This is a genomic window from Nocardia canadensis, assembly GCF_032656385.1.
GTDB classification, from domain to species: Bacteria; Actinomycetota; Actinomycetes; order Mycobacteriales; family Mycobacteriaceae; genus Nocardia; species Nocardia canadensis.
The window spans coordinates 928,843-948,847 of sequence record NZ_JAVCWB010000008.1 but is presented as its reverse complement, the minus strand read 5'-3'; the positions used below and the strand labels follow the sequence as shown (position 1 = coordinate 948,847).

Here is a 20,005-nt window from a genome sequence, read left to right as displayed (position 1 = left end):
TACCCGCCGAGCCGACCGCACACGAGGATCAGAGGGGTCCCGTACCGCGGGTCAGTATCGGAGGAGACCACTGTGACGTTCGTGATCGGCGCCGACTGCGTCGACGTCCTGGATCGGGCCTGTGTCGAGGAGTGCCCGATCGACTGCATCTTCGTCGGTGACCGGATGGCCTACATCCAGCCCGTCGAGTGCATCGACTGCGGGGCGTGCGAACCGGTCTGTCCGGTCGAGGCGATCCACTACGAAGACGACCTCCCGGCAGGCCAGGAACAGTTCCGCGCCGAGAACGCCCGCTTCTTCACCGAACCGCTGTCCGGGCGGGACGCACCGCTGGGGGAGCCCGGTGGTGCGACCGCGCTCGGGCCGTTGGGCGTGGACACGCCGTTCGTGCGGGACTACCAGCGGTAACGGTTCAGCGAGCCGGCCGCCGGGCCGGCAACGGGATCCGGTCCAGATCGTGCGCGAGCACGGCCTCGGGGAAATCGGCCTGCGCGAGGAACAGCGGGTCGTCGCCTTCACCGTAGCGTTCCGAGAAGTGGGTCAGGACCAGAGTTCGCACCCCACACGACCGGGCCACCTCACCCGCCTGCCGCGCGGTGAGGTGGCCGCGTTCCCTGGCCTGGTCGGTCTCGGAGTCCAGGAACGTGGACTCGATGATGAGCATGTCCACGCCCTCGGCCAGCGCGTAGACGTTGTCGCACAGGCGGGTATCCATCACGAACGCCACCTTCTGGCCCGGCCTGGGCACCGTGCACTCCTCGAGCAGCGGCCCGGACAGTTCCCGGACCGCCGCACCGGAAATCCCGTGCGCGCGTAGACGTTCGGGCAGAAACGTCCGGCTGTCGGGCTCGGCGAGCCGATAGCCGTAGGTGGTGATGCTGTGGTCGAGCGGCAGCGCGGTGAGGGTGAAACCGTCGCCCTGCAGCGTTGCACCGGGCCCGCTGAGCGGATGTTCCACCAGATGCGGCTCGTCGTAGTAGCTCGTCGCGTACTTCAGCCGCTCCCAGTAGTCGGCGCCGTCGGCGGGAAACACCGCGTGCACGTCATGCGGGACGCCGTCCCGCCCCAACCGCTGCACGATGCCGGGCACCCCGAGGCAGTGATCGCCGTGGAAGTGGGTGACGCACAGCCAGCGCAGTTCCGTCGCCGACGCACCCGCCTGCGACATCTGCCGCTGCGTACCCTCACCGGGATCGAACAGCACGCCCCGGCCGTCCCAGCGCAGGAGGTACCCGTTGTGGTTACGACGTCGCGTCGGCACAGCCCCCGCCGTCCCGAGCACGACCAGTTCGCGTGTCGACATCGACCTATCCTCGCGGGCGCGGCCAACCGTGTCGAGCAGGCGGATCGAGCACCGTGATTCGAGTCGAACGCACGAGGCCGACGCCCGCCCACCTGTGACCGCTCGGAAATTTCCGCCCGTAGACGGATCTGCGGGGGCTGCGGCCGGGTTAGCGTGGATCGAGCGGTTCGGCGAAAGGCGGGGAAGCTGTGAACGGCAAGACCATCGCGCGGCAGTGCACACTGTGCGAGGCACACTGCGGAATTCTGGTGACGGTGCGAGACGAGCAGGTCACGCGGATCGAGGGCAATCCCGACGACGTGCTGTCGAAGGGCTACATCTGTCCCAAGGCGACCGCCATGGGCGGCCTGCACCACGATCCCGACCGATTGCGCACCCCCGTCCGGCGCGTCGGCGGCACCTTCGAACCGATCGGCTGGGACGAGGCGTTCCGCGAGATCGGACAGCGCTTGCGGGCGGTGCGCGCGGCTCACGGTCCCAGCGCGATCGGGATGTACATGGGCAATCCCGCCGCCCACAGCTCCTCGGTGATCTACGGCATCGCGTTGCGGGCCGCGCTGGCGACCCGCAACTTCTTCTCCGCGTCCTCCATCGACCAGTTCCCGCAGGAATTCGTCGCCTGGCGGATGTTCGGCGCCAATGTGCTGATGCCGATCGCCGATATCGACCGCACCGACCGGCTGGTGGTGCTCGGTGCCAACCCGGCGGTGTCCAACGGGTCGATCACCACCATGCCCGGCGCGAAGCTGCGCATCCGGGATGTGCGCAAACGCGGCGGCACCGTCGTGGTCATCGACCCGCGACGCACCGAGACCGCCCGGCTGGCCGACGAGCACGTCGCGGTGCGGCCCGGCGGCGACCTCTACCTGCTGCTGGGGATGCTGCACGTGCTGGTCACCGAGGGGCTGTGTGACGAGCGGGTGGTCCGCGCGCAGTGCGCGGGCTGGGACCAGCTCACCGACCTGGTCGCGGACACGACCCCGGACCGGATGGCACCGCACGCGGGCGTCGACGCCGACACCATCCGGCGGCTGGCCCGCGACCACGCCGCGGCACCCTCGGCGGTGCTGTACGCGCGCATCGGTGTCTGCTTGCAGACCACCGGCGCGCTGACCCATTGGCTGGTGAACACGATCAACGCCGTCACCGGCAATCTCGATCGCGCGGGCGGGCAGATGTTCGCGACCCCGCCGGTCGACGTCGCCCGCTACGGCAAATACCTGCCGATGGGCTACGGCGCGTGGACCGACCGCTCCGGCACCCGGAAATCCTTCCGCGGCGAGCTGCCGGTGTCGGTGCTGGCCGAGGACATCCTCGCCGACGGCCCGGACCGGATCCGGGCGATGATCACCTACGCGGGCAACCCGGTGCTGTCCACACCCCAGGGCGGCCGCCTCGACGAGGCCCTGGACTCACTGGACTTCTATGTCGCCGTCGACATGTACATCACCGAGACCACCCGCCACGCCGACATCATCCTGCCGCCGGTCTCGCCGCTGGAACGCGAGGATCTCAACCTGCTGTTCCCGGTGTTCAGTGTCCGCAACAACGCGCGCTTCGACGCCCACGTGTTCGAGCCGCCCGCCGACGGACTCGAGGACTGGCAGATCCTGGCCCGCCTGCTCGCCGAGGTGGTGCCGCTGCCCGCACGGCGGGTCACCGGCCGCGCGCTCACCGCCGTGCTCGAACAGCTCAGCCCACTGCGATTGAGCGCCGCCGCCATCGCCACCGGACCGCACGGCATCCTGCGCAAGGGCCGGAAGGGATTGACGGTCAACAGGATTCGTGCCGCCGCGGGCGGTGTCGATCTGGGGCCGTTGGTGCCGCGCTTGCGCGAGCTGATCGGAACCGAGGACCGCAAAGTGCACCTGACGCCGCCGGATTTCCTCGCCGCGCTCCGCACCGTTCTCGACGAGACCGTCACCGCGGCGACCGACGGCTACGACCTGCAACTGATCGGCCGACGCCACCTGCGCAGCAACAACTCCTGGCTGCACAACATCCCGTCCATGGTGAAGGGCCGCGACCGGTGCACCGTGTTGGTCCACCCCGACGACGCCACCGCCCGTGGTCTGCGCGACGGTGATCCGGCGCGCGTCGAGTCGCCGGTCGGGACGATCGTCGTGCCCGTGGAGGTCAGTGACGACATCCGCCCCGGCGTGGTCGCCATCCCGCACGGCTGGGGCCATCAGGAACCCGGCGTCGGCTGGCAGGTGGCCGCCGCGCAGCCGGGCGTCAACGTCAATCTGCTGCACGATCCGTCCCGCGCCGACCCGCTGACCGGGACCGCGGCGGTCAACAACACCTGGGTGCGGGTCGGCCCGGTCGTGGTCGAGCAGGACGTGGCCGACCCCGCGGACGCCCGGATCGGCGTGTCCGGCTGATGCGCCCGTCGTGGTGAACCCGGCCGTCCGGGTTCACCACGATCGGATCAGCGGAAGCGCAGGGTGGTGGTGGCCAGGCCGAAGATCTTGCGGCCACCGGACTTGGCGACGATCGCGATCACCGCGGTCTTGGTGTCGGCGTCGAGCGACTTCACCCGGCCGGTGAACTCCACCCCGCCGCCGCTCTGGAAGTCGACGATGGTGTAGTTCGACAGCCGCACGCCGTAGCGGGTCACCGCGCCCGGATCGCCGGACCAGGTCGAGACGAAACCGGCGCCCAGACCCATGGTGAGCATGCCGTGTGCGATCACGTTGGGCAGGCCGGCGAGGCGGGCGATGCTCTCGTCCCAGTGGATCGGGTTGTTGTCGCCGGAGACGCCCGCGTAGTTGACGAGGTCACCGCGCGAGAGGTGCGCGTCGCGCAGCGGCAGCTCGGCACCGACGGTGAGTTCCTCGAACGCCAGTGTCGTGCTGGGGACGCGGGCCGCGCCGGCGACCGAGAGCCGGAGCTCGCCTTCCGGCCGCAGGGTGGTCTCGACCGGCTCCTGGGCCGAGGTGTCGCTGTTGCCGAACACCTTGACGCCGTGGACCATCACGTTCTCCACCGCGCTGGTGATCTCGGGATCGACGCCCTCGCCGGTGATGCCGACGACCGTGGTGTGCATGATGTGCACCGTCTCGCCGGATTCGTCGGCGAAGGTGTTGGTGACGGTGATCAGGTCCTTGCCCGCGATCCGGCGTACCGACGACAGTTCGACGTCGACGACCAGCCGGTCACCGGCGACGATCGGCTTGTGCTGTTCGAAGACCTGCTCGGTCTGCACGAACATGTCGTAGCCGACGACGACCGACTCGAACAGCGGTCGGTTGGCGGCCATGGCCGGGATGGAGACGAAGGTCAGCGGCGCGACCAGGCCCGGATAGCCCAGCGCGAGCGCCGCGTCCTCGTCCCAGTGCGCGGGGTGGAAATCCTGTACCGCGCGGGCATATTCGCGGATCTTCTCGCGGCCGACCTCGTAGACGTCGTCGACCCGGTAGTAATGCCCAACCTTCGACGCGATATCAGGGGCATCGACCACGGAAGTCACTTTTCGATCACCTTCGTTCGGGGAACGGACACCCGGCAGGCTAGCGGACTCCTCGCCACACCGCGCACACCTTGGCACACTTCACAGTGGCGTCGCCCGGTACGCACGCGCTCCGCGGGCCGCGGCCGAACCCACCCCGGCGTGGTCAGCGCGTCGGCAGCAGCGACACCGGACCGGCTCCGGGCCCGTCGATCGGCGTCAGATCCCGGCCGATCACCCGCTCGCCGCAGTGCGAGCACACCGGTTCGACGGTGGCGACGTGACCGCAGGCGCGATGCACGGCCACGACCGGCGCGCCGTCGGGCGCGGCCCATTCGTCGCCCCACTGCCGCATCGCGGTGACGACCTGCCACAGCGAGCGCCCCTTGGGGGTGAGCAGGTAGTCGTAGCGGACCGGGTTGTCCTGATAGGGCTCCTTGGTCATGATCCCGTGTTCGACCAGGCCGTCGAGGCGTTGGGTGAGCACGTTGCGGGCGATACCGAGCCGGTCGCGGAACTCGTCGAAACGGGTCACCCCGAACAGGGCGTCACGCACGATCAGCAGCGTCCACCACTCCCCGACCACCTCCAGGCATTGGGCCAGGGAGCAGTTCATGTCCTCGAAACTGGTGCGGCGCATACCCCGAGTCTAGTGGGTTGCGTCAAAGAACTCACCCATCTACCGTAAGTTTCATGATGAAACTCACTGGGCGGTTGGGTGCGGAATTCGCCCTCACCGCCGCCGAATCGGGGCGTTGGCACGCCGTCGTCGACGATTCCTGGCGGGGCTGGACCGGCCCGCACGGTGGCGCGCTCGCCGGACTGCTGATCGAGACCGCCCAGCGCGCGAGCACCCGCGACCAGCCCGTGCGCGCCGCCGAGATCCGCTTCCTCGGCAGGCCCGCGACCGGCGCGTTCACCCTGCGCACGACCGAGCACGTCGTCGGGCGCAGCACGACGATCCTCGACGTGGTCGCCGAGCAGAACGGCGTGGCCGTCGCCGCGGCCTCGATCACCCTCGGCGCGGCGAGCACGACCGCGATCGCCGCCCACTCCGCCCGGCCCGCACCCACCGTCGCGGCCCCGCAGGAGTGCGCGCTGTTCCCGTTGCCGCCGCAGATCGTCCCGGTCGGTGCGCATTTCGTCATCCGGCCCGCCGCGGGCCCGCTACCGCTCAGCGGCGCCGACGAGGCGATGATGTGCGCCTGGATCGCGCTCGATCCCGCCCTGCCGCTGGACGCGCCGAGCCTGGCCGTGCTCGCCGACGCGCTCCCGCCCGGACTGTTCCCACTGCTCACCGCCCCGGTGGCGGTGCCCACCGTCACCCTGTCGCTGCAACTGCACACCGACACCGCCCGCCGCGCCGAGGCTCCCGTACTGGTGCGTGCCGCCGCGGTCAGCGCCGGCGACGGCTGGACGGTCGACGACACCGACATCTGGGACCGCGACGGAGTCCTGCTCGCCACCGCCCGCCAAACCCGCCGCGTCCTCGGCTGATCGAGAGCTTCCGCATGAATTCCGTTGCCACCGCGCGCCCCACCGATCCCCGGGTGGTGCTCGCCGTCGTCTCCACCGGCGTCCTGCTGTCGAGCCTGGACCTGTTCATCGTCAATGTCGCCCTGCCCGCCATGGCCACCGATTTCGGCGCCGGGCTCACCGGGCTGTCCTGGGTGCTCAACCTCTACGCGATCGTCTTCGCCGCGCTGCTCGTGCCCGCAGGCCGCCTCGGCGACCGCAACGGCAATCGCGCGACCTTCCTGATCGGCCTCGCGGTCTTCGTCGCGGGTTCGGCGCTGTGCGCGGTGGCCTGGGATGTGGGCTCGCTCGTCGGGTTCCGCGTCGTCCAGGCCGTCGGGTGCGCGCTGCTGACACCGTCTTCGCTGGCCCTGGTGCTGGCCGCGACACCACCCGAGCGGCGCGCGGGCGCGGTGCGGTTGTGGGTCGCGTTCGGTGGTCTCGGTGCCGCGCTGGGGCCGGTGATCGGTGGGTTGCTCGTCGAACTCGATTGGCGCTGGGTGTTTCTGGTGAACGTGCCGATCGGGCTGGCCGCCCTGGCGGTCGGTGCGCGCACGCTGCCGCGCCCGGCCGCCGAGCGCGGCCCGCTGCCCGATCTGCTGGGCGCGGTGGCGCTGATCGGCGCCGTCGGGTCGTTCATCCTGGCCGTGGTGCAGGGCCCGGAGTGGGGGTGGACGTCGACGGGAGTGCTGGCCGCGTTCGCGGTGGCGATCGTCCTCGGTGGGGTATTCGCCGTGTCCTCGGCGCGGCACCACAGTCCGGTGGTGGACCCGGCACTGCTGCGCGCTCCGAATTTCACGCTGGCGAGCGCCAATTCACTCGTGTTCCAGATCGCGTTCGCGGGCATGTTGCTGTCGGTGACACTGTGGGCGCAGAACGTGTGGGGCTGGTCGGCACTGCGGACCGGGCTCGCGATCGCGCCGGGGCCGCTGCTCGTCCCGTTCGTCGCGATCGCGGCGGGCCGGATCATCGGCCGCGTCGGTGCGGGCCCGGTGATCGCCGCCGGCGGGCTGGCCTTCGGCGGCGGACTGCTGTGGTGGGCGCGGGCAGCCGAGCTGACACCGGACTACCCGTCCGGACTGCTCGGCGGAATGCTGCTGACCGGCCTGGGCGTCGGCCTCACCCTGCCCACCGCCTTCGCCGCGGGCGCGGGAACCCTCGCCCCGCATCGCTTCGCGACGGGGTCGGCCGTCCTGAGCATGTCCCGCCAGCTCGGCCTCGCGGTCGGCGTCGCCCTCCTGGTCGCCTTGCTCGGCGCTCCCGAGACACCCGCCGCCACACTCGACGCCTTCCACCGCGCCTGGTACGTGACCGCGGCAGTCGCGGTCCTGGCCGGCCTGATCGGCCTCGGCATCCGCCCCACCACGAACCCGACCGAGACCAAGCAGGACACCGAGCTGGAACCGGCACCGCACGGATAGGCGGACCGGCTCCCGGTCGAGGTCGAACCGAGAACGGGGTCGCGGCTCCGCGCAGCGGCGCGATACCCGATCCTGGTGCCCGCACCGAGACGCGGCAACCTCGCGATCGGCGGCGCCAGGCGCCCGGCGACCGCCGACGAACTGGGCGAAGTGCGCCGGCGGGTGCGGCCGATGCGGCTCACGGTCACCGGGTTTCGGCTGGTGCGCTATCCGGTGATGATGCCCGAGGACGCACCACGAGACCGCGAATTCGCCTGAGCGCGATCAGATCTGGTGGGTCCAGGCGACGAAGAACACCGCGCCCGCGGCGGTGAGGGCGAGGCTGATCGGGATGGTCCACCAGGTTCCGTCGCGGCCGAGGACGGTGCGGGTCAGCCGTAATTCGAGGCGGCCGAGCAGAGCCACGACACCGAGGAAGGCCGGAGCCAGCAGCAGGCCGAGTGCGGCGTGCACGGCCCAGGCTCCGGCGAGTGTGGGCCCGCCCCACGAGGTTTCGTAGGCGTTCGCGGCGACCAGCGGGTAGGCGAGGCCGCGGACCAGGACCAGACCGGCGAGCAGGGTGAGAAACCAGGCGACCACGCCGGCCCCTGCAGACAGGACGGAGTGGACCACACAGCGCAGCGCTGAGACCCGCCGGGCGGAAACGGGTTCGTGCAGGAGCAGGCGCGGCACCCGGAGCCGGGTCCGCACCGGTGACACGGCCAGGGGCAGCGCGAGCAGCGCGTAGATGATCGTCCGCCCGAGCGCGCTCACCGTAGCGAACCCGCTGCCGCCAAGTCGTCGAAGAGCAATTGGTCGACCGGCGGCACCAGGTCACGATCACGATAGCCGAACCACGCCAGTGCCTCGATCTCGCTGCTGGCGGTGAGAACACCGCGATAGTCGGCGGTGTAACAAGCCATCCGCACGACGGTGGGATGACCATCGGAGATCGCGGCCTCGTAGGTGCCGACATGGGCCGCGCTCTCCGGCGCCAGATCCACGCTCAGCTCCTCGGCGACCTCACGCACCAGCGTCTCCACATCGGTTTCGGCGCCCTCGCGTTTCCCACCGGGGATGAAGAAGACGTCCTTGCCCCGGGGGCGCGCGCACAGGATGCGCCCGTCCTCGATCAGTACCCAGGCCACGGTGTCGATCAGCTGCTGTACCGGAGAGTCCACCACGGCCCGCAGCCTACTGCGCCTCGGTCAGTGGCCGGGCAGCACGCAGACGGTGTCCAGGCCGAGAACCCGGTTGAGTCGGCCGAAGGCCAGCCACGACCCGATGCTCATGCTGAGCTCGACCACCTCGGTCTGGGTGTAGTGCTCGAACATCCTGGCCCAGAACTCGTCGTCGAGGCTATGGTGGTCGGTGGCGTAGCGCTCGGCGTATTCGGCGGCGAGCCGAGCGCGCTCGTCGAACAGTTCGGTGGTGCGCCAGTTCGTGACGGCGTCGGCGAACTCGGCCTCGACCTTCTGCCCGTCGCGTTCGGTGCGCCAGTCCTGACAGAACAGGCACCCGTTGATCTGCGCGATCCGCAGCCTGGCCGCCTCGAACTCGCGCAGCCCCAGGGTCGAGTGCTCGTAGACCGACAGCGAGAACGCGGCGGCGGCGACACCGATCCCGGGAACCATCTCGCCCCAGACGTAGCCGATCGGGTCCTTGCCTTCGGGAATGTCGATGATCATGGTGTTTTCCTTCCGAGTTTGCCGACCGCTGCCCGCAGCGGCACATCGAGTGCGTCGTAGAGGCCGGGTTCGGCCTCGACCAGCCAGTCGATGGCGTTCACCAAGCGGCCCACCGCCGTGGCGTTACCGCCCGCCGATCGGTTGCCGCCCTCGTCGGCGGCTTCGACGCTGACCTCGATGCGGGGCGTGCCCTCGATGATCACGCGGTGCGCGCCGACGCCGTCGGGCGGTGTGGGCCAATCCGGTGCGCAGCTGGGATGGATCCGGGTGACGTGCTCGATGACGATGCGTGGCTCCCCGTCGACGATGCCCTGCACTTCGAAGCGCACCGCGCCCTGGGTGCCCGCATCGAAGTCACCCATCTGCACGGTCTGCACCGTCGCATCGAGTGCACGCCGGTCCAGCGTCTCGCGGATCTCGTCGAGTTCCACGCCCAGCGCCCTGGCCATGAGCCGGACCTGCCCGCCCCAGACCATGGTGGGCACCGAGGGCAGCAGCATCGGCGGCTGGTAGTCCATCGGCTGTCCCATGCCGACCAGATAACGCACCGAGTCGGGCTGGTCGTAGGTGGAGTAGTCGAAGATCTCCTGGCAGCGCACCACCTCGACGGTGCTCGAGAGCCCGCTGATCAACAGCGGCAGCACATCGTTGCCCCAGCCGGGATCGACGCCGGAGACGAACAGCGAACCGCCACCCTCGGCGATCGCGGCCAGCACCGGGTCACGCAGCTCCGCGGGTGCGTTGCGCGGGTCGTAGAGGGCATAGAGGGCCGGCGTGACGACGACGGCACCGGCGCGGATCGCGCGCACGATGTCGGCGAGGGCCTCGTCGGGACGGATATCGCCGGAGGCGGCGTAGACGACCGCGCGCGGCCCGGTGGCCAGCAGCGCGTCGATGTCGTGGGTGGCCGCCACCCCCAGCCCGTAGTCGAGTCCGGCGAGCGTACCGGCGTCACGCCCGACCTTGTCGGGGTTGTGCACCAGCACCCCCGTGAGTTCCAGCGCCGGGTGGGCAGCCACGGCACGCAGGGCCGCTCGGCCTACGTTGCCGGTGCCCCAGACGATCGTGGGGATCATCGCGCGAGCGTAGCAAGCGCTTGGTTCGGTGTCCGGATTATCCGAAATCCGGCCTCTGATCAGCCCTCTCGCACCGCCGCCACCGCCGACGACAGCGCCCGCGCGGGCAGCTGTCCACCGTCGAACATCGACACCACGACCTCGCCGTCGACGCGATCCCAGGTCCCCGCGATCCGCCCGTCGACCACGACCAGCGGCGAGATCCAACCGGCCGTGCGACTGACCTTCGCCCGATGCTCGGCCGGCAGCAGCGCGGTATCGGCGGTGCCGGGACCCAGGACGTACTGATCGAAAGGCCCGAGCAGGTGAACGGCGCCGTCGAGGCGCGCATCGGCCAGTTCGTCGGCGAGTTCGGTCGGGATCCAGCCGCGGCGGCCCTCGACGTCGACCTCTGTCAGCGCGTCGCCCAGCGCGGCGAACCAACCGCGGACCACGGTCTTGCGCAGGCTGTTGCGGCTGAGCCAGGCGTCGAAGACCTCCGGCGTCGCCGGACCGTACGCGCCGAGGTAGGCACTGATCAGGGTCGGCGCGGCGAGTTCGGGGTCGGGAACGCCGGTCCAACCGGGGACCAGATGCCCGGGACTGGTGAAGGTGATCTTCGTACCGCGCGCGGGACCATGGCACAGCGCACCCTGCCAGGCCAGCGGCTTGAGCACCGCGCCCCAGCCGGAGCGCAGCTGCTCGCCGAGGTGGGCGAAGCCGGGCTCGGCGAGCACGGCGTCGACGAGTTCCTCGCGGGTGAGGACCCGGTCGGCCAGGACCGCGGAGACCACCTCCACCAGCGCCGCCACCTGCTCGGGGGTGGCGCCGAAGGTCTTCTGCCACGAGGGCTTCTCCCACGTGCGCGCCGCGCCGATCAGCGACAGCGCTGCCGCGGCCTGGTCGGGGACCATCGCGTGCAGGGTGCCGCGCATCGCCCAGGTCTTGACGAGCGTGCCCGCGCCGAGCGCGTCGGCCACCGCGGTCGGCGCCGCGTCACCGCTGCGGATCGCGACGGCCGTCTCCGCCGCCGAGGCGACCTGCGCCTGCACCCCGGCCAGCCGGGCAGCGATCGCCTCGACCCCGCTTGTGCTGGGCTCGGCGACGAACTGCCTGCGCAACCGCCAGGCGAAAACCTGGTCCCACCCGACTTCGAGCATTAGTTCTCCTCCGCGCGCCGGGTGGCGACCCGGCGTAACGCGGCCCGCAATCCGGCGAATTCGTCGTCACTGATCCGGTCGACGAAATGACTCAGCACGAGATCGGACCGGCCGCCGATCCCGAGCGCCTCGTGCATGAGCTGGGCGCTGTGTTCCTCGCGGGTCATCGTCGGCCAGTACCGGTAGGCGCGACCGTCGCGTTCCCTGGCCAGCCATCCCTTGCGATGCAGGTTGTCCATGGTCGACATGACCGTGGTGTAGGCGATATCGCGTTCGGCGGCGAGTTCGTCGAACAGTTCGCGCACGGTGGTCGAGTCCACATCGCGATCCCAGAGGCGGTCCATCAGCACCGCCTCGAGATCACCGAAACCACGCACCGCCTACCGTCTCCCTCATCATCGCCGACTCGCCGAAACCGGCTTCACATTACCGGGTGGGGCTCGGTGAGACCGCTATCGCGCGGCAACCCCACCTGTCGGACCCCGATGCGAACATATGTTCGTGTCCGACTCCGCTACGCCCCGCCGCCAGCGCATCCAGACCCGCGCCGAGGCGTCGATCCTGCACGCCGATCTGGATTCGTTCTACGCCTCGGTCGAGCAACGCGATCAGCCGTGGTTGCGGGGCAAGCCCGTCATCGTGGGCGGCGGGGTGGTGCTCGCCGCGAGCTACGAGGCCAAGGCGTTCGGCATCCGGACACCGATGAACGCCGGACAGGCACTGCGCCTGTGTCCGCACGCGGTGGTGGTGCCGCCGCGGATGTCGGCCTATGCCGCGGCGAGCAAGGCGGTGTTCGCGGTCTTCCACGACACCACCCCGATCGTGGAGGGCATCTCGATCGACGAAGCCTTCCTCGACGTGGGCGGGTTGCGGCGAATCAGCGGCGAGCCGATCGAGATCGCCCGTGCTCTGCGCGCCCGGATCAGCAGCGAGGTCGGGCTGCCGATCTCCGTCGGCATCGCCCGCAACAAGTTCCTCGCCAAAGTCGCCTCCGCGGTGGCCAAACCCGACGGGCTGCGGCTGGTGGAGCCGGGCCGCGAGCTCGACTTCCTGCACCCGCTGCCGGTGGAACGACTCTGGGGCGTCGGCGCGGTGACCGCCGCGACCCTGCACGAGAACAACATCACCCGGGTCGGGCAGCTCGCCGAACTCGGGGAACCGCATCTGCGCGCCATCCTCGGGCCGGGCGCGGCACGGCATCTGTTCGCGCTGTCGTGGGGCCGCGATCCGCGACGGGTGGAGACCGGCAAGCGCAGGCGCTCGATCGGTGCGCAGCGCGCGCTGGGCCGCCGCCACCGCACCCCGGAGGAGATCGCGGCCTACCTCGACGGTCTCACCGACCGGCTGGGCCGACGGCTGCGCGCCGCGGATCGCGTGTGCCGCACCGTCATCCTGCAACTGCGCTTCGACGACTTCACCCGCGCGACCCGCTCACACACCCTGGTCGAGGCCACCGACGCCACCGTGTCGCTGCGCCACGCCGCCCGCCTGCTGCTCGACACCGCGCAGCCGCTGATCGCCGAACGCGGAATCACACTCATCGGATTGTCGCTGACCAATCTCGACGACGCCGACACCATGCAGTTGACCCTCCCGCTGGAACCCCGCGCCGAGAACACGCTCGACGCGACCCTCGACGATCTGCGCCGCCGGTTCGGCTCGGCCGCCGTCACCCGCGCCACACTGCTCACCACCGGGGAAGGCCTGTCGGTTCCACTGCTCCCCGACTGACCGCGCTCACCCGCGACCGCGCCGGCGGACCAGCGGCAGATACACCTCGTCGATGATCTCGACGAGGACGTCGTCGGGCGCGGTCGGCACGCCTCGCAGCACGAACTCGTTGCGCAGCAGCACGATCGCCACGGTGGCGACTCGCGGATGCAGACATTCCGGGGCCGCCTCACCGCGCGCCACCGCGCGGCCCAGCACGGTCAGCCAGGTGGCCGCCGTCGCGTCGACCGACTGTTCGGGCAGCTGGGCGAGCAGTTCGGCGGCGCCGCCCGCCGCCGCGAGTAGTTCGCGCATGATCGCACCGAGTGCCGAACTCCAGTGCCGATTGGCTCGGCGCAGCAGTTCCAGCGCGTCGGCGCGCAGGTCGCCGGTGTCGGGGATGTCGACGGTGGTCGTCAGGAGCCGGTAGGCCGCAATGCCGAGGGCGAGCCGATTCGGCCAGCGGCGGTAGAGGGCGTTCTTGTTGGTCCCCGCGCGCTGGGCGACCTTGTCCATGGTCAGCCGGGCGTAGCCGCCCTCGCTCAGCTCCGCCGCCGCGGCACGCAGGATCGCGTCCTCGAGTTCCGTCCCGCGTCTGCGCGTGACCTTGTCCGCCACCGGCGACCTCCTCAGCTCCCGGGCATCGTACCTTCCCAAATACGCCTTGCCTGCAGCTCACCCCGCCATTAGGGTACGTCGCGTACCGTATATCTGGCGAAAGGCGACACCATGCGAGCCCAGGGCATCACCTACGACACCGGCTTCCTCCGAGACGGCCTGTCCTCCCGCACCGACTTCGATCCCGACGTCGTGCGCGCGGAGCTGCGGATCATCCGCGACGACCTGCACTGCACCGCGGTCCGGCTCGTGGGCGGCGACGCCGACCGCCTCGAGGTCGCTGCGGGCTTGGCCGCCGACCTCGGTCTGGAGGTGTGGTTCTCGCCCTATCCGCTGGAACAGACCGCCGAGGAGATGGTGGCGCTCCTGCTCGACTGCGCCGACCGCGCGGAGCGACTCCGGCGTCGCGGAGCCGAGGTCGTCTTCGTCATCGGCGCCGAGATCAGCATCATGAACATCGGCTTCCTCGCCGGCGCCACCGTGCGCGAGCGAGTCGCCGGCCTCACCGCGTCCGACGCGCTCCCGAAGGTGGTACTGCAGGTCGGCACCCGGCTCAACGACTTCTTCCACACCGCGGTGCCGCTGATCCGCCGGCGGTTCGGCGGCACGTTGACCTATGCCGCGATCCCGCTCGAGCGCGTCGATTGGGACCTGTTCGATATGGTCTCCCTGGACCTCTATCGCTCCGCCGAGGTCGCCGAGCGCTTCGCCGACGGCATCCGCGACATCGTCGCCCAGGGAAAGCCGGTGGCCGTCACCGAATTCGGCGCCGCTACCTTCCGCGGCGCCGGCGATGTCGGCGCCAACGGCCTCGACATCGTCGAGTACAACCCCGGCCCGATCCGCCTCACCGCCGATGTCGACCGCGACGAAGCAGGCCAGGCCGCCTACCTCGCCGAGCTGCTGGAGTTGTTCGACGACAGCGGCATCGACACGACGTTCGTGTTCCTCTTCGCTCTCTACGACATGCCGCACCGCGCGGACGGCGACCCCCGCGACGACCTCGACCTCGCCAGCTATGGCATCGTCGCCGTCCTCGACCACCCGGGCCGGACCTACCCGAACCTGCACTGGGAGCCCAAAGCCGCCTTCACCGCTGTCGCCGAGTACCACCGCCACAGCCCGGTAGCCATCCGGTGACGGCGGCCGCCCTCACACGAGCCGTTTGGGCCGTTTGTCCATCAGCCGCAGGATCAGCGGGGTGAAGATCAGCTGCATGGCCAGTTCCATCTTGCCGCCGGGCACCACGATGCAATTCGGCCGCGACATGAACGAATCGTGCAGCATCGACAGCAGATACGGGAAGTCGATCACCTTCGGATCGGCGAACCGGATCACCACGAAACTCTCGTCGGCAGTCGGAATACTGCGCGCGATGAACGGATTCGACGTGTCGACGGTCGGCACCCGCTGGAAGTTCACATAGGTCCGCGAGAACTGCGGACAGATGTATTTCACGTAATCGGGCATCCGCCGCAAGATCGTGTCGATCACCGCCTCACTGGAATACCCGCGATGGGTCTTGTCCCGGTACACCTTCTGAATCCACTCGAGATTGATGATCGGCACCACCCCCACCAGCAGATCGGTGTATTGGGCGACGTCGACGGCGTCGGTGACCGCCGCTCCGTGCAATCCCTCGTAGAACAGCAGGTCACTGCCGGGCGCCAGATCCTCCCACGGGGTGAAGGTACCCGCGGGCTGCCCGTACGGTTTCGCCTCCTCGTCGTCGTGCAGATATTTGCGGACCTGCCCGACGCCGGATTCGCCGTATTCCCGGAACAGCGCTTCCAATTCGGGCAGCAGATTGGCGTCCTCGCCGAAATGGGAGAACGTCGTATTGCGTTGCTGCTCGGCCTCGGCCATCGCGATCTTCATTTCCGCGCGGTCGAACCGGTGGAACGAATCACCTTCCACCACCACCGCGCTGATCCCCTCGCGGCGGAAGATCTCCTCGAACGTACGGGTGACACTCGTCGTTCCCGCGCCGGAGGACCCGGTGATCGCGACAACGGGATGCTTGACCGACATGGGCGACTCCTAAGTGCGCTGGTCGTGCTTGGCCGGACGGAACAGTGACCGCGTGCCGAACAGCGAACTGTCGAAGCTCGGGCCCGCGTCCGGCTCGGAGTGATAGCGCTCGATGCGCAGAACCTCGGTGCGGGAGCCGAAGATGAACGGCACCCGCTGATGCACCTCCGCCGGCGGCACGAGCATCACCCGGTCGTGCCCGGTGGTCGCCGCCCCGCCCGCCTGCTCGACGATGAAGGCGATCGGATTCGCCCCGTACAGCAGTGACACCCGCCCCGGCCGCGCCGGATTGCGGGTGTCTCGCGGATAGAGGTACACCCCGCCCCTGGTCAGGATGTGGAAGGTGTCGGCCACCAGCGACGCGACCCAGCGCATATTGAAATCACGCCCCCGCGGCCCGTCCAGCCCCTGCAGGCACTCCTGCACGTAGCGGCGCACCGGCCGCTCCCAGAACCGCTCGTTGGCGGCGTTGATCGCGAAACCCGAAGTGTCCTCGGGAATCCGCATGCGCGGATGGGTCAGCACGAACGCGCCGATCTCACGGTCCAGGGTGAACCCGTCCACGCCGCTGCCGGTGGTGAGCACCAGCATCGTCGCGGGCCCGTACAGGGTGAACCCCGCACAGACCTGCCGCACCCCCGGCTGCAGGAAATCGGCGTCGACCGGTTCGGCCGTCCCGTCGAGCACCGCCTGCGGCGCGCGCAGAATGCTGAAGATCGAACCGACAGGCAGATTCACGTCGATATTGCTCGACCCGTCCAGCGCGTCGTAGGCCAGCAGATACTTCCCGCGCCGCTGTGTCGCCGGCACCGGCAGCGCGGTGGCGCGCTGCTCGGACAGCAACCCCGACAGATGCCCCGTCCACTGGGTCTGCGCCACCATGATCTCATCGGTCAGCACGTCGAGGCGGGCACTGACCGACAACGGTTCCGCGTCGCTGGTCGAGCTGATGATCGCGCCGCGCGTCACCTGATTGGCGATGATCTTCGTCGCCGTGGCCACCACGTTGACCAGCGCCGAGAACTCCCCCGACGAACCGGGATGACGGTGTTCCTCCTCGATCGTGTAGCGGGTGAGGGTCTTCAATCCGTTGGGCATGGCGTCGTGGCCACCTCCTGCACCGTCTCGTCGAACACGCTGCTGCCATAGACGTCCCGGTCGCACAGTGTGATCAGGTCGGTCCTCGACAGCGGTCGCGCCGCCTCGACCAGCCGCTTGGCCTGCCGCAGCCGGCACCGGTCGATCGCGTTGCGCACGCTGCGCGCGTTGGAGAATCGCGGTTTGGTCATCCGCACGGTCAGGTACTCCGCGAACGCGACGTGGGCCGCCGCGTCGAACCGGAAGTTCTCCCCCGCCACCATCAGTTCGGCGATGCCCATCAGTTCACCGTGGGTGTAGTCGGCGAACTCCAGGTGGTGGGCCACCCGCGAAGACAGGCCCGGGTTGGCGGAGAAGAACCGGTCCATCCGGTCCGGGTAGCCGGCGAAGATGACGACCAGGTTCGCCCGCTCGCTCTCCATTTCCTGCAGCAGGATCTCGATGACCTCCTGCCCGTAGTCGCGCTCGTTCTCCGGCCGGAACAGGTAGTAGGCCTCGTCGATGAACAGCACCCCACCCGCGGCCTTGGCGATCGCCTCCTTGGTCTTGGGCGCGGTGTGGCCGATGAACTGGCCGACCAGGTCGTCGCGGGTCACCGTGTGCACCTTGGGTTTGCGGATGTAGCCCAGCGCGTGCAGCATCTGGGCCATCCGCAACGCCACCGTCGTCTTGCCGGTGCCGGGCCCGCCGGTGAAGCTCATGTGCATGGTCGGGCGCGAGGATTCGAGCCCGAAGCGCCGCCGCGCCCGGTCGATCATCAGCAGTGCGGCGATCTCGCGCACCCGCTCCTTCACATTCGCCAGGCCGATCAGCTCGGCGTCGAGCGCGGCCAGTGTTTCGGCCACGTCGTGCCCGGCCAGGTCGAGGGAAAGATCCAACAGCGCGTCCTCGCTCAGCAGTTCCTCGGTCGCGGTGGCGCCCTCGGCGGGCGGGCGCGACGGCCGGGCGTCACCGACGCCCGGCCGCGGCAACCGGAATCCCGAAACGGACCCGTCAGCCGCCATACCGCTGTCCCTGCGGACGACCGGTGGCGTAGGACCGCACGCTGTAGATCTGGCGCCGATCCGGCCCCTCGGTGCGCGCCAGCTCGAAACCGGGCTCCTCCGCGGGGCGCTGCACCAGAAAGCTCAGCGCCGTCGTCTGTTTCGTGTAGGTCGCGTCGTAGGCGGTGACCCGCACGTAGTGCCGGGGGAACGTGGCCCGGCAGGCGTTGATCTCGGCCATGACCCCATCGGGTTCGTCGAGGTCGAACAGTGGCAGCCCCCACATCTCCCAATAGGTGTTGCGTGGGTGCGGGTCGTCGGTGTACTCGATCGAGACCGGCCAGTTGTTGAGCAGCGCGTAGCGCACCTGGGCCGCGATCTCGGCGTCGGTGAGCTCGGGCAGATACGAGAACGTCCCGTGTCGCAGATACATGGTGCTCCCTACAGGCTCGGTGTCGGCACCGCGTCGGGTGCGTCGGTGGACGTGTAATCGAAGGTGACATCACCCCAGGTCGACAGCGCGACCTCCAGCGGACGACAGGTCGAGGCCGCCGTGCGCAGCACGTCGGGGCCTTCCTTGAGCAGATCGCGACCCTCGTTGCGGGCCTTGACGACCGCTTCCAACGCGACCCGGTTGGCCTCGGCGCCCGCCGCGATGCCGAGCGGATGGCCGATGGTGCCGCCACCGAACTGCAGGATGACGTCGTCACCGAACAGATCGAGCAGCTGATGCATCTGGCCGGCGTGGATACCACCCGAGGCCACCGGCATCACACCGGGCAGGCTCGCCCAGTCCTGATCGAAGAAGATGCCGTTGCCGAGGTCGGTCGGAATGTGGTTCTCCCGCAACGTGTCGTAGAAACCGCGGGTGGTCGCCGGATCGCCTTCCAATTTGCCCACCACGGTGCCGGCGTGCACATGGTCCACACCGATCAGCCGGCACCACTTCGCCAGCACGCGGAAGCTCACGCCGTGCGTCTTCTGCCGGGTGAACGTCGAGTGTCCCGCCCGGTGCAGGTGCAGCAGCACCCCGTTGCGCCGCGCCCACTTCGACATCGACTGCATGGCGGTGTAGCCGACGGTGAGGTCCATCATGATGACCACCGACCCGAGTTCCTTGGCGAACTCGGCCCGCTCGTACATGTCCTCCATGGAGGCAGCGGTGACATTGAGGTAGTGGCCCTTGATCTCGCCGGTCTCGGCCATCGCCCGGTTCACGCCCTCCATCGCGAACAGGTACCGGTCGCGCCAGCGCATGAACGGCTGGGAGTTGATGTTCTCGTCGTCCTTGGTGAAGTCGAGACCCCCCTTGCAGGCCTCGTAGATCACCCGGCCGTAATTCCGGGCGGACAAACCGAGTTTCGGTTTCACCGTCGCGCCCAGCAGCGGTCTGCCGTATTTGTTGAGATATTCGCGCTCCATCACCGTGCCGTGCGGCGGGCCCTGGAAGGTCTTGACATAGGCCACCGGAATACGCATGTCCTCGAGCCGCAGCGCGAGCAGCGGTTTGAATCCGAACACATTACCGATGATCGAGGAGGTGAGGTTGGTGATCGACCCTTCCTCGAAAAGATCCAGATCGTAGGCGATGTAGGCGAAGTACTCGCCGGGCCTGCCCGGCACCTCGTCGATCCGGTAACACTTCGCCTGATACTTCGAGTGGGCGGTGAGCCGGTCGGTCCACACGACAGTCCAAGTCGCAGTGGAGGATTCACCGGCGACAGCGGCCGCCGCCTCGATCGGATCGACGCCCCGCTGCGGAGTCACCCGGAACACCGCGAGCACATCGGTATCGGCGGGCACGTAGTCCGGCGCGTAATATCCCATCGACGCGTAGGACTGTACGCCCGGATCCCAACGATCCCGTTCGGTTTCTTCCGCCATCGTTCCTCCTGTGGAATCCGGTGTACGCCTTGCGAATTCCAGGATGAGGCCCGGCCGGGCGGCAAACAATGTGAATGTTTCAGGGAACGCTCAACCGAAACGTTGAGTT

At 69.3% G+C, this 20,005-nt stretch carries 22 protein-coding genes; 7 read left to right on the top strand and 15 right to left on the bottom strand.

The window, feature by feature from the left end; translation table 11 throughout:
* Positions 1-72: 72 nt before the first annotated feature.
* The gene (fdxA, locus tag Q7X29_RS18170) at positions 73-408 is read left to right on the top strand and encodes a ferredoxin (RefSeq protein WP_316574811.1); all 336 of its coding nucleotides are present in this window, start codon (positions 73-75) and stop codon (positions 406-408) included.
* Positions 409-412: 4 nt separating this feature from the next.
* Here the strand turns inward: fdxA and Q7X29_RS18165 are convergent, their stop codons facing one another.
* On the bottom strand, positions 413-1,303 hold the full coding sequence (locus Q7X29_RS18165; protein ID WP_218720183.1) for a ribonuclease Z: 891 nt from the start codon (positions 1,301-1,303) through the stop codon (positions 413-415).
* Positions 1,304-1,491: 188 nt separating this feature from the next.
* Between Q7X29_RS18165 and Q7X29_RS18160 the strand changes: the two genes are divergently transcribed.
* Positions 1,492-3,687 (top strand): molybdopterin oxidoreductase family protein, encoded by a 2,196-nt coding sequence (locus Q7X29_RS18160; RefSeq protein ID WP_316574810.1) that lies wholly within the window; start codon positions 1,492-1,494, stop codon positions 3,685-3,687.
* 47 nt (positions 3,688-3,734) lie between these two features.
* Here the strand turns inward: Q7X29_RS18160 and Q7X29_RS18155 are convergent, their stop codons facing one another.
* Together Q7X29_RS18155 and Q7X29_RS18150 are read right to left on the bottom strand one after the other, a co-directional pair.
* On the bottom strand, positions 3,735-4,775 hold the full coding sequence (locus Q7X29_RS18155) for a fused (3R)-hydroxyacyl-ACP dehydratase subunits HadA/HadB (RefSeq protein WP_316574809.1): 1,041 nt from the start codon (positions 4,773-4,775) through the stop codon (positions 3,735-3,737).
* A gap of 145 nt (positions 4,776-4,920) precedes the next feature.
* Positions 4,921-5,394, bottom strand: a complete 474-nt coding sequence (locus tag Q7X29_RS18150) for a winged helix-turn-helix transcriptional regulator (RefSeq protein WP_218720180.1) — start codon at positions 5,392-5,394, stop codon at positions 4,921-4,923.
* A 53-nt stretch (positions 5,395-5,447) separates the two neighbouring features.
* Between Q7X29_RS18150 and Q7X29_RS18145 the strand changes: the two genes are divergently transcribed.
* The 3 genes from Q7X29_RS18145 to Q7X29_RS18135 all read left to right on the top strand — a co-directional run bounded on the left by Q7X29_RS18145 (position 5,448) and on the right by Q7X29_RS18135 (position 7,948).
* A complete protein-coding gene (locus Q7X29_RS18145; RefSeq protein WP_316574808.1) occupies positions 5,448-6,251 on the top strand; it encodes an acyl-CoA thioesterase in 804 nt (267 codons plus the stop codon).
* 14 nt (positions 6,252-6,265) lie between these two features.
* Positions 6,266-7,690, top strand: coding sequence for an MFS transporter (locus tag Q7X29_RS18140; RefSeq protein ID WP_316574807.1), 1,425 nt, complete (start codon positions 6,266-6,268; stop codon positions 7,688-7,690).
* 75 nt (positions 7,691-7,765) lie between these two features.
* Positions 7,766-7,948 carry a hypothetical protein gene (locus Q7X29_RS18135; protein ID WP_316574806.1) on the top strand — a complete coding sequence of 61 codons (183 nt, stop codon included), beginning with the start codon at positions 7,766-7,768 and terminating at the stop codon, positions 7,946-7,948.
* A 6-nt stretch (positions 7,949-7,954) separates the two neighbouring features.
* On the opposite strand, the gene Q7X29_RS18130 is transcribed toward Q7X29_RS18135, so the two are convergent.
* From Q7X29_RS18130 to Q7X29_RS18105, 6 genes are read right to left on the bottom strand one after another with little or no spacing between them, the layout of a single operon-like run.
* A complete protein-coding gene (locus tag Q7X29_RS18130; protein ID WP_218720176.1) occupies positions 7,955-8,443 on the bottom strand; it encodes a hypothetical protein in 489 nt (162 codons plus the stop codon).
* Positions 8,440-8,853: an NUDIX hydrolase gene (locus tag Q7X29_RS18125; protein ID WP_218720175.1), complete on the bottom strand. Its 414-nt coding sequence runs from the start codon at positions 8,851-8,853 to the stop codon at positions 8,440-8,442. Before Q7X29_RS18125 ends, Q7X29_RS18130 begins: the two co-directional genes overlap by 4 nt.
* A gap of 24 nt (positions 8,854-8,877) precedes the next feature.
* Positions 8,878-9,357 carry a carboxymuconolactone decarboxylase family protein gene (locus Q7X29_RS18120; protein ID WP_218720174.1) on the bottom strand — a complete coding sequence of 160 codons (480 nt, stop codon included), beginning with the start codon at positions 9,355-9,357 and terminating at the stop codon, positions 8,878-8,880.
* On the bottom strand, positions 9,354-10,433 hold the full coding sequence (locus Q7X29_RS18115; protein WP_316574805.1) for an NAD(P)H-dependent amine dehydrogenase family protein: 1,080 nt from the start codon (positions 10,431-10,433) through the stop codon (positions 9,354-9,356). Before Q7X29_RS18115 ends, Q7X29_RS18120 begins: the two co-directional genes overlap by 4 nt.
* Before the next feature lie 59 nt (positions 10,434-10,492).
* Entirely contained in the window at positions 10,493-11,572 is a 1,080-nt protein-coding gene (locus Q7X29_RS18110) for a winged helix DNA-binding domain-containing protein (RefSeq protein ID WP_316574804.1), read from the bottom strand.
* On the bottom strand, positions 11,572-11,949 hold the full coding sequence (locus tag Q7X29_RS18105; protein WP_308248596.1) for a BlaI/MecI/CopY family transcriptional regulator: 378 nt from the start codon (positions 11,947-11,949) through the stop codon (positions 11,572-11,574). The genes Q7X29_RS18110 and Q7X29_RS18105 overlap by 1 nt, the downstream gene beginning before the upstream one ends.
* Before the next feature lie 118 nt (positions 11,950-12,067).
* Between Q7X29_RS18105 and dinB the strand changes: the two genes are divergently transcribed.
* Positions 12,068-13,303 carry a DNA polymerase IV gene (dinB, locus tag Q7X29_RS18100; protein ID WP_316574803.1) on the top strand — a complete coding sequence of 412 codons (1,236 nt, stop codon included), beginning with the start codon at positions 12,068-12,070 and terminating at the stop codon, positions 13,301-13,303.
* A gap of 6 nt (positions 13,304-13,309) precedes the next feature.
* Here the strand turns inward: dinB and Q7X29_RS18095 are convergent, their stop codons facing one another.
* Positions 13,310-13,900 carry a TetR/AcrR family transcriptional regulator gene (locus Q7X29_RS18095; RefSeq protein WP_316574802.1) on the bottom strand — a complete coding sequence of 197 codons (591 nt, stop codon included), beginning with the start codon at positions 13,898-13,900 and terminating at the stop codon, positions 13,310-13,312.
* A 111-nt stretch (positions 13,901-14,011) separates the two neighbouring features.
* Here Q7X29_RS18095 and Q7X29_RS18090 point away from each other — a divergent pair, with 111 nt between their 5' ends.
* Positions 14,012-15,040 (top strand): hypothetical protein, encoded by a 1,029-nt coding sequence (locus Q7X29_RS18090; RefSeq protein ID WP_316574801.1) that lies wholly within the window; start codon positions 14,012-14,014, stop codon positions 15,038-15,040.
* A gap of 12 nt (positions 15,041-15,052) precedes the next feature.
* On the opposite strand, the gene Q7X29_RS18085 is transcribed toward Q7X29_RS18090, so the two are convergent.
* The 5 genes from Q7X29_RS18085 to Q7X29_RS18065 are packed head-to-tail and all read right to left on the bottom strand — an operon-like array spanning position 15,053 to position 19,896.
* Positions 15,053-15,931: a phosphoribulokinase gene (locus Q7X29_RS18085; RefSeq protein WP_218720169.1), complete on the bottom strand. Its 879-nt coding sequence runs from the start codon at positions 15,929-15,931 to the stop codon at positions 15,053-15,055.
* A gap of 9 nt (positions 15,932-15,940) precedes the next feature.
* A complete protein-coding gene (locus Q7X29_RS18080; RefSeq protein WP_218720168.1) occupies positions 15,941-17,029 on the bottom strand; it encodes a class 1 fructose-bisphosphatase in 1,089 nt (362 codons plus the stop codon).
* Positions 17,014-18,033, bottom strand: a complete 1,020-nt coding sequence (locus Q7X29_RS18075; protein ID WP_316574800.1) for an AAA family ATPase — start codon at positions 18,031-18,033, stop codon at positions 17,014-17,016. Before Q7X29_RS18075 ends, Q7X29_RS18080 begins: the two co-directional genes overlap by 16 nt.
* Entirely contained in the window at positions 18,023-18,445 is a 423-nt protein-coding gene (locus Q7X29_RS18070) for a ribulose bisphosphate carboxylase small subunit (RefSeq protein ID WP_218720166.1), read from the bottom strand. The genes Q7X29_RS18075 and Q7X29_RS18070 overlap by 11 nt, the downstream gene beginning before the upstream one ends.
* Before the next feature lie 8 nt (positions 18,446-18,453).
* Positions 18,454-19,896 carry a form I ribulose bisphosphate carboxylase large subunit gene (locus Q7X29_RS18065; RefSeq protein ID WP_218720165.1) on the bottom strand — a complete coding sequence of 481 codons (1,443 nt, stop codon included), beginning with the start codon at positions 19,894-19,896 and terminating at the stop codon, positions 18,454-18,456.
* Between the last annotated feature and the right edge of the window lie 109 nt (positions 19,897-20,005).

Coding starts and splice junctions, on each gene's coding strand:
- Q7X29_RS18145 (WP_316574808.1), top strand. CDS start 5,448: ATGATGAAACTCACTGGGCGGTTGGGTGCGGAATTCGCCCTCACCGCC.
- Q7X29_RS18075 (WP_316574800.1), bottom strand. CDS start 18,033: ATGGCGGCTGACGGGTCCGTTTCGGGATTCCGGTTGCCGCGGCCGGGC.
- Q7X29_RS18080 (WP_218720168.1), bottom strand. CDS start 17,029: ATGCCCAACGGATTGAAGACCCTCACCCGCTACACGATCGAGGAGGAA.
- Q7X29_RS18090 (WP_316574801.1), top strand. CDS start 14,012: ATGCGAGCCCAGGGCATCACCTACGACACCGGCTTCCTCCGAGACGGC.
- Q7X29_RS18165 (WP_218720183.1), bottom strand. CDS start 1,303: ATGTCGACACGCGAACTGGTCGTGCTCGGGACGGCGGGGGCTGTGCCG.
- Q7X29_RS18120 (WP_218720174.1), bottom strand. CDS start 9,357: ATGATCATCGACATTCCCGAAGGCAAGGACCCGATCGGCTACGTCTGG.
- Q7X29_RS18140 (WP_316574807.1), top strand. CDS start 6,266: ATGAATTCCGTTGCCACCGCGCGCCCCACCGATCCCCGGGTGGTGCTC.
- Q7X29_RS18150 (WP_218720180.1), bottom strand. CDS start 5,394: ATGCGCCGCACCAGTTTCGAGGACATGAACTGCTCCCTGGCCCAATGC.
- Q7X29_RS18110 (WP_316574804.1), bottom strand. CDS start 11,572: ATGCTCGAAGTCGGGTGGGACCAGGTTTTCGCCTGGCGGTTGCGCAGG.
- Q7X29_RS18085 (WP_218720169.1), bottom strand. CDS start 15,931: ATGTCGGTCAAGCATCCCGTTGTCGCGATCACCGGGTCCTCCGGCGCG.
- Q7X29_RS18115 (WP_316574805.1), bottom strand. CDS start 10,433: ATGATCCCCACGATCGTCTGGGGCACCGGCAACGTAGGCCGAGCGGCC.
- Q7X29_RS18065 (WP_218720165.1), bottom strand. CDS start 19,896: ATGGCGGAAGAAACCGAACGGGATCGTTGGGATCCGGGCGTACAGTCC.
- Q7X29_RS18070 (WP_218720166.1), bottom strand. CDS start 18,445: ATGTATCTGCGACACGGGACGTTCTCGTATCTGCCCGAGCTCACCGAC.
- dinB (WP_316574803.1), top strand. CDS start 12,068: ATGTTCGTGTCCGACTCCGCTACGCCCCGCCGCCAGCGCATCCAGACC.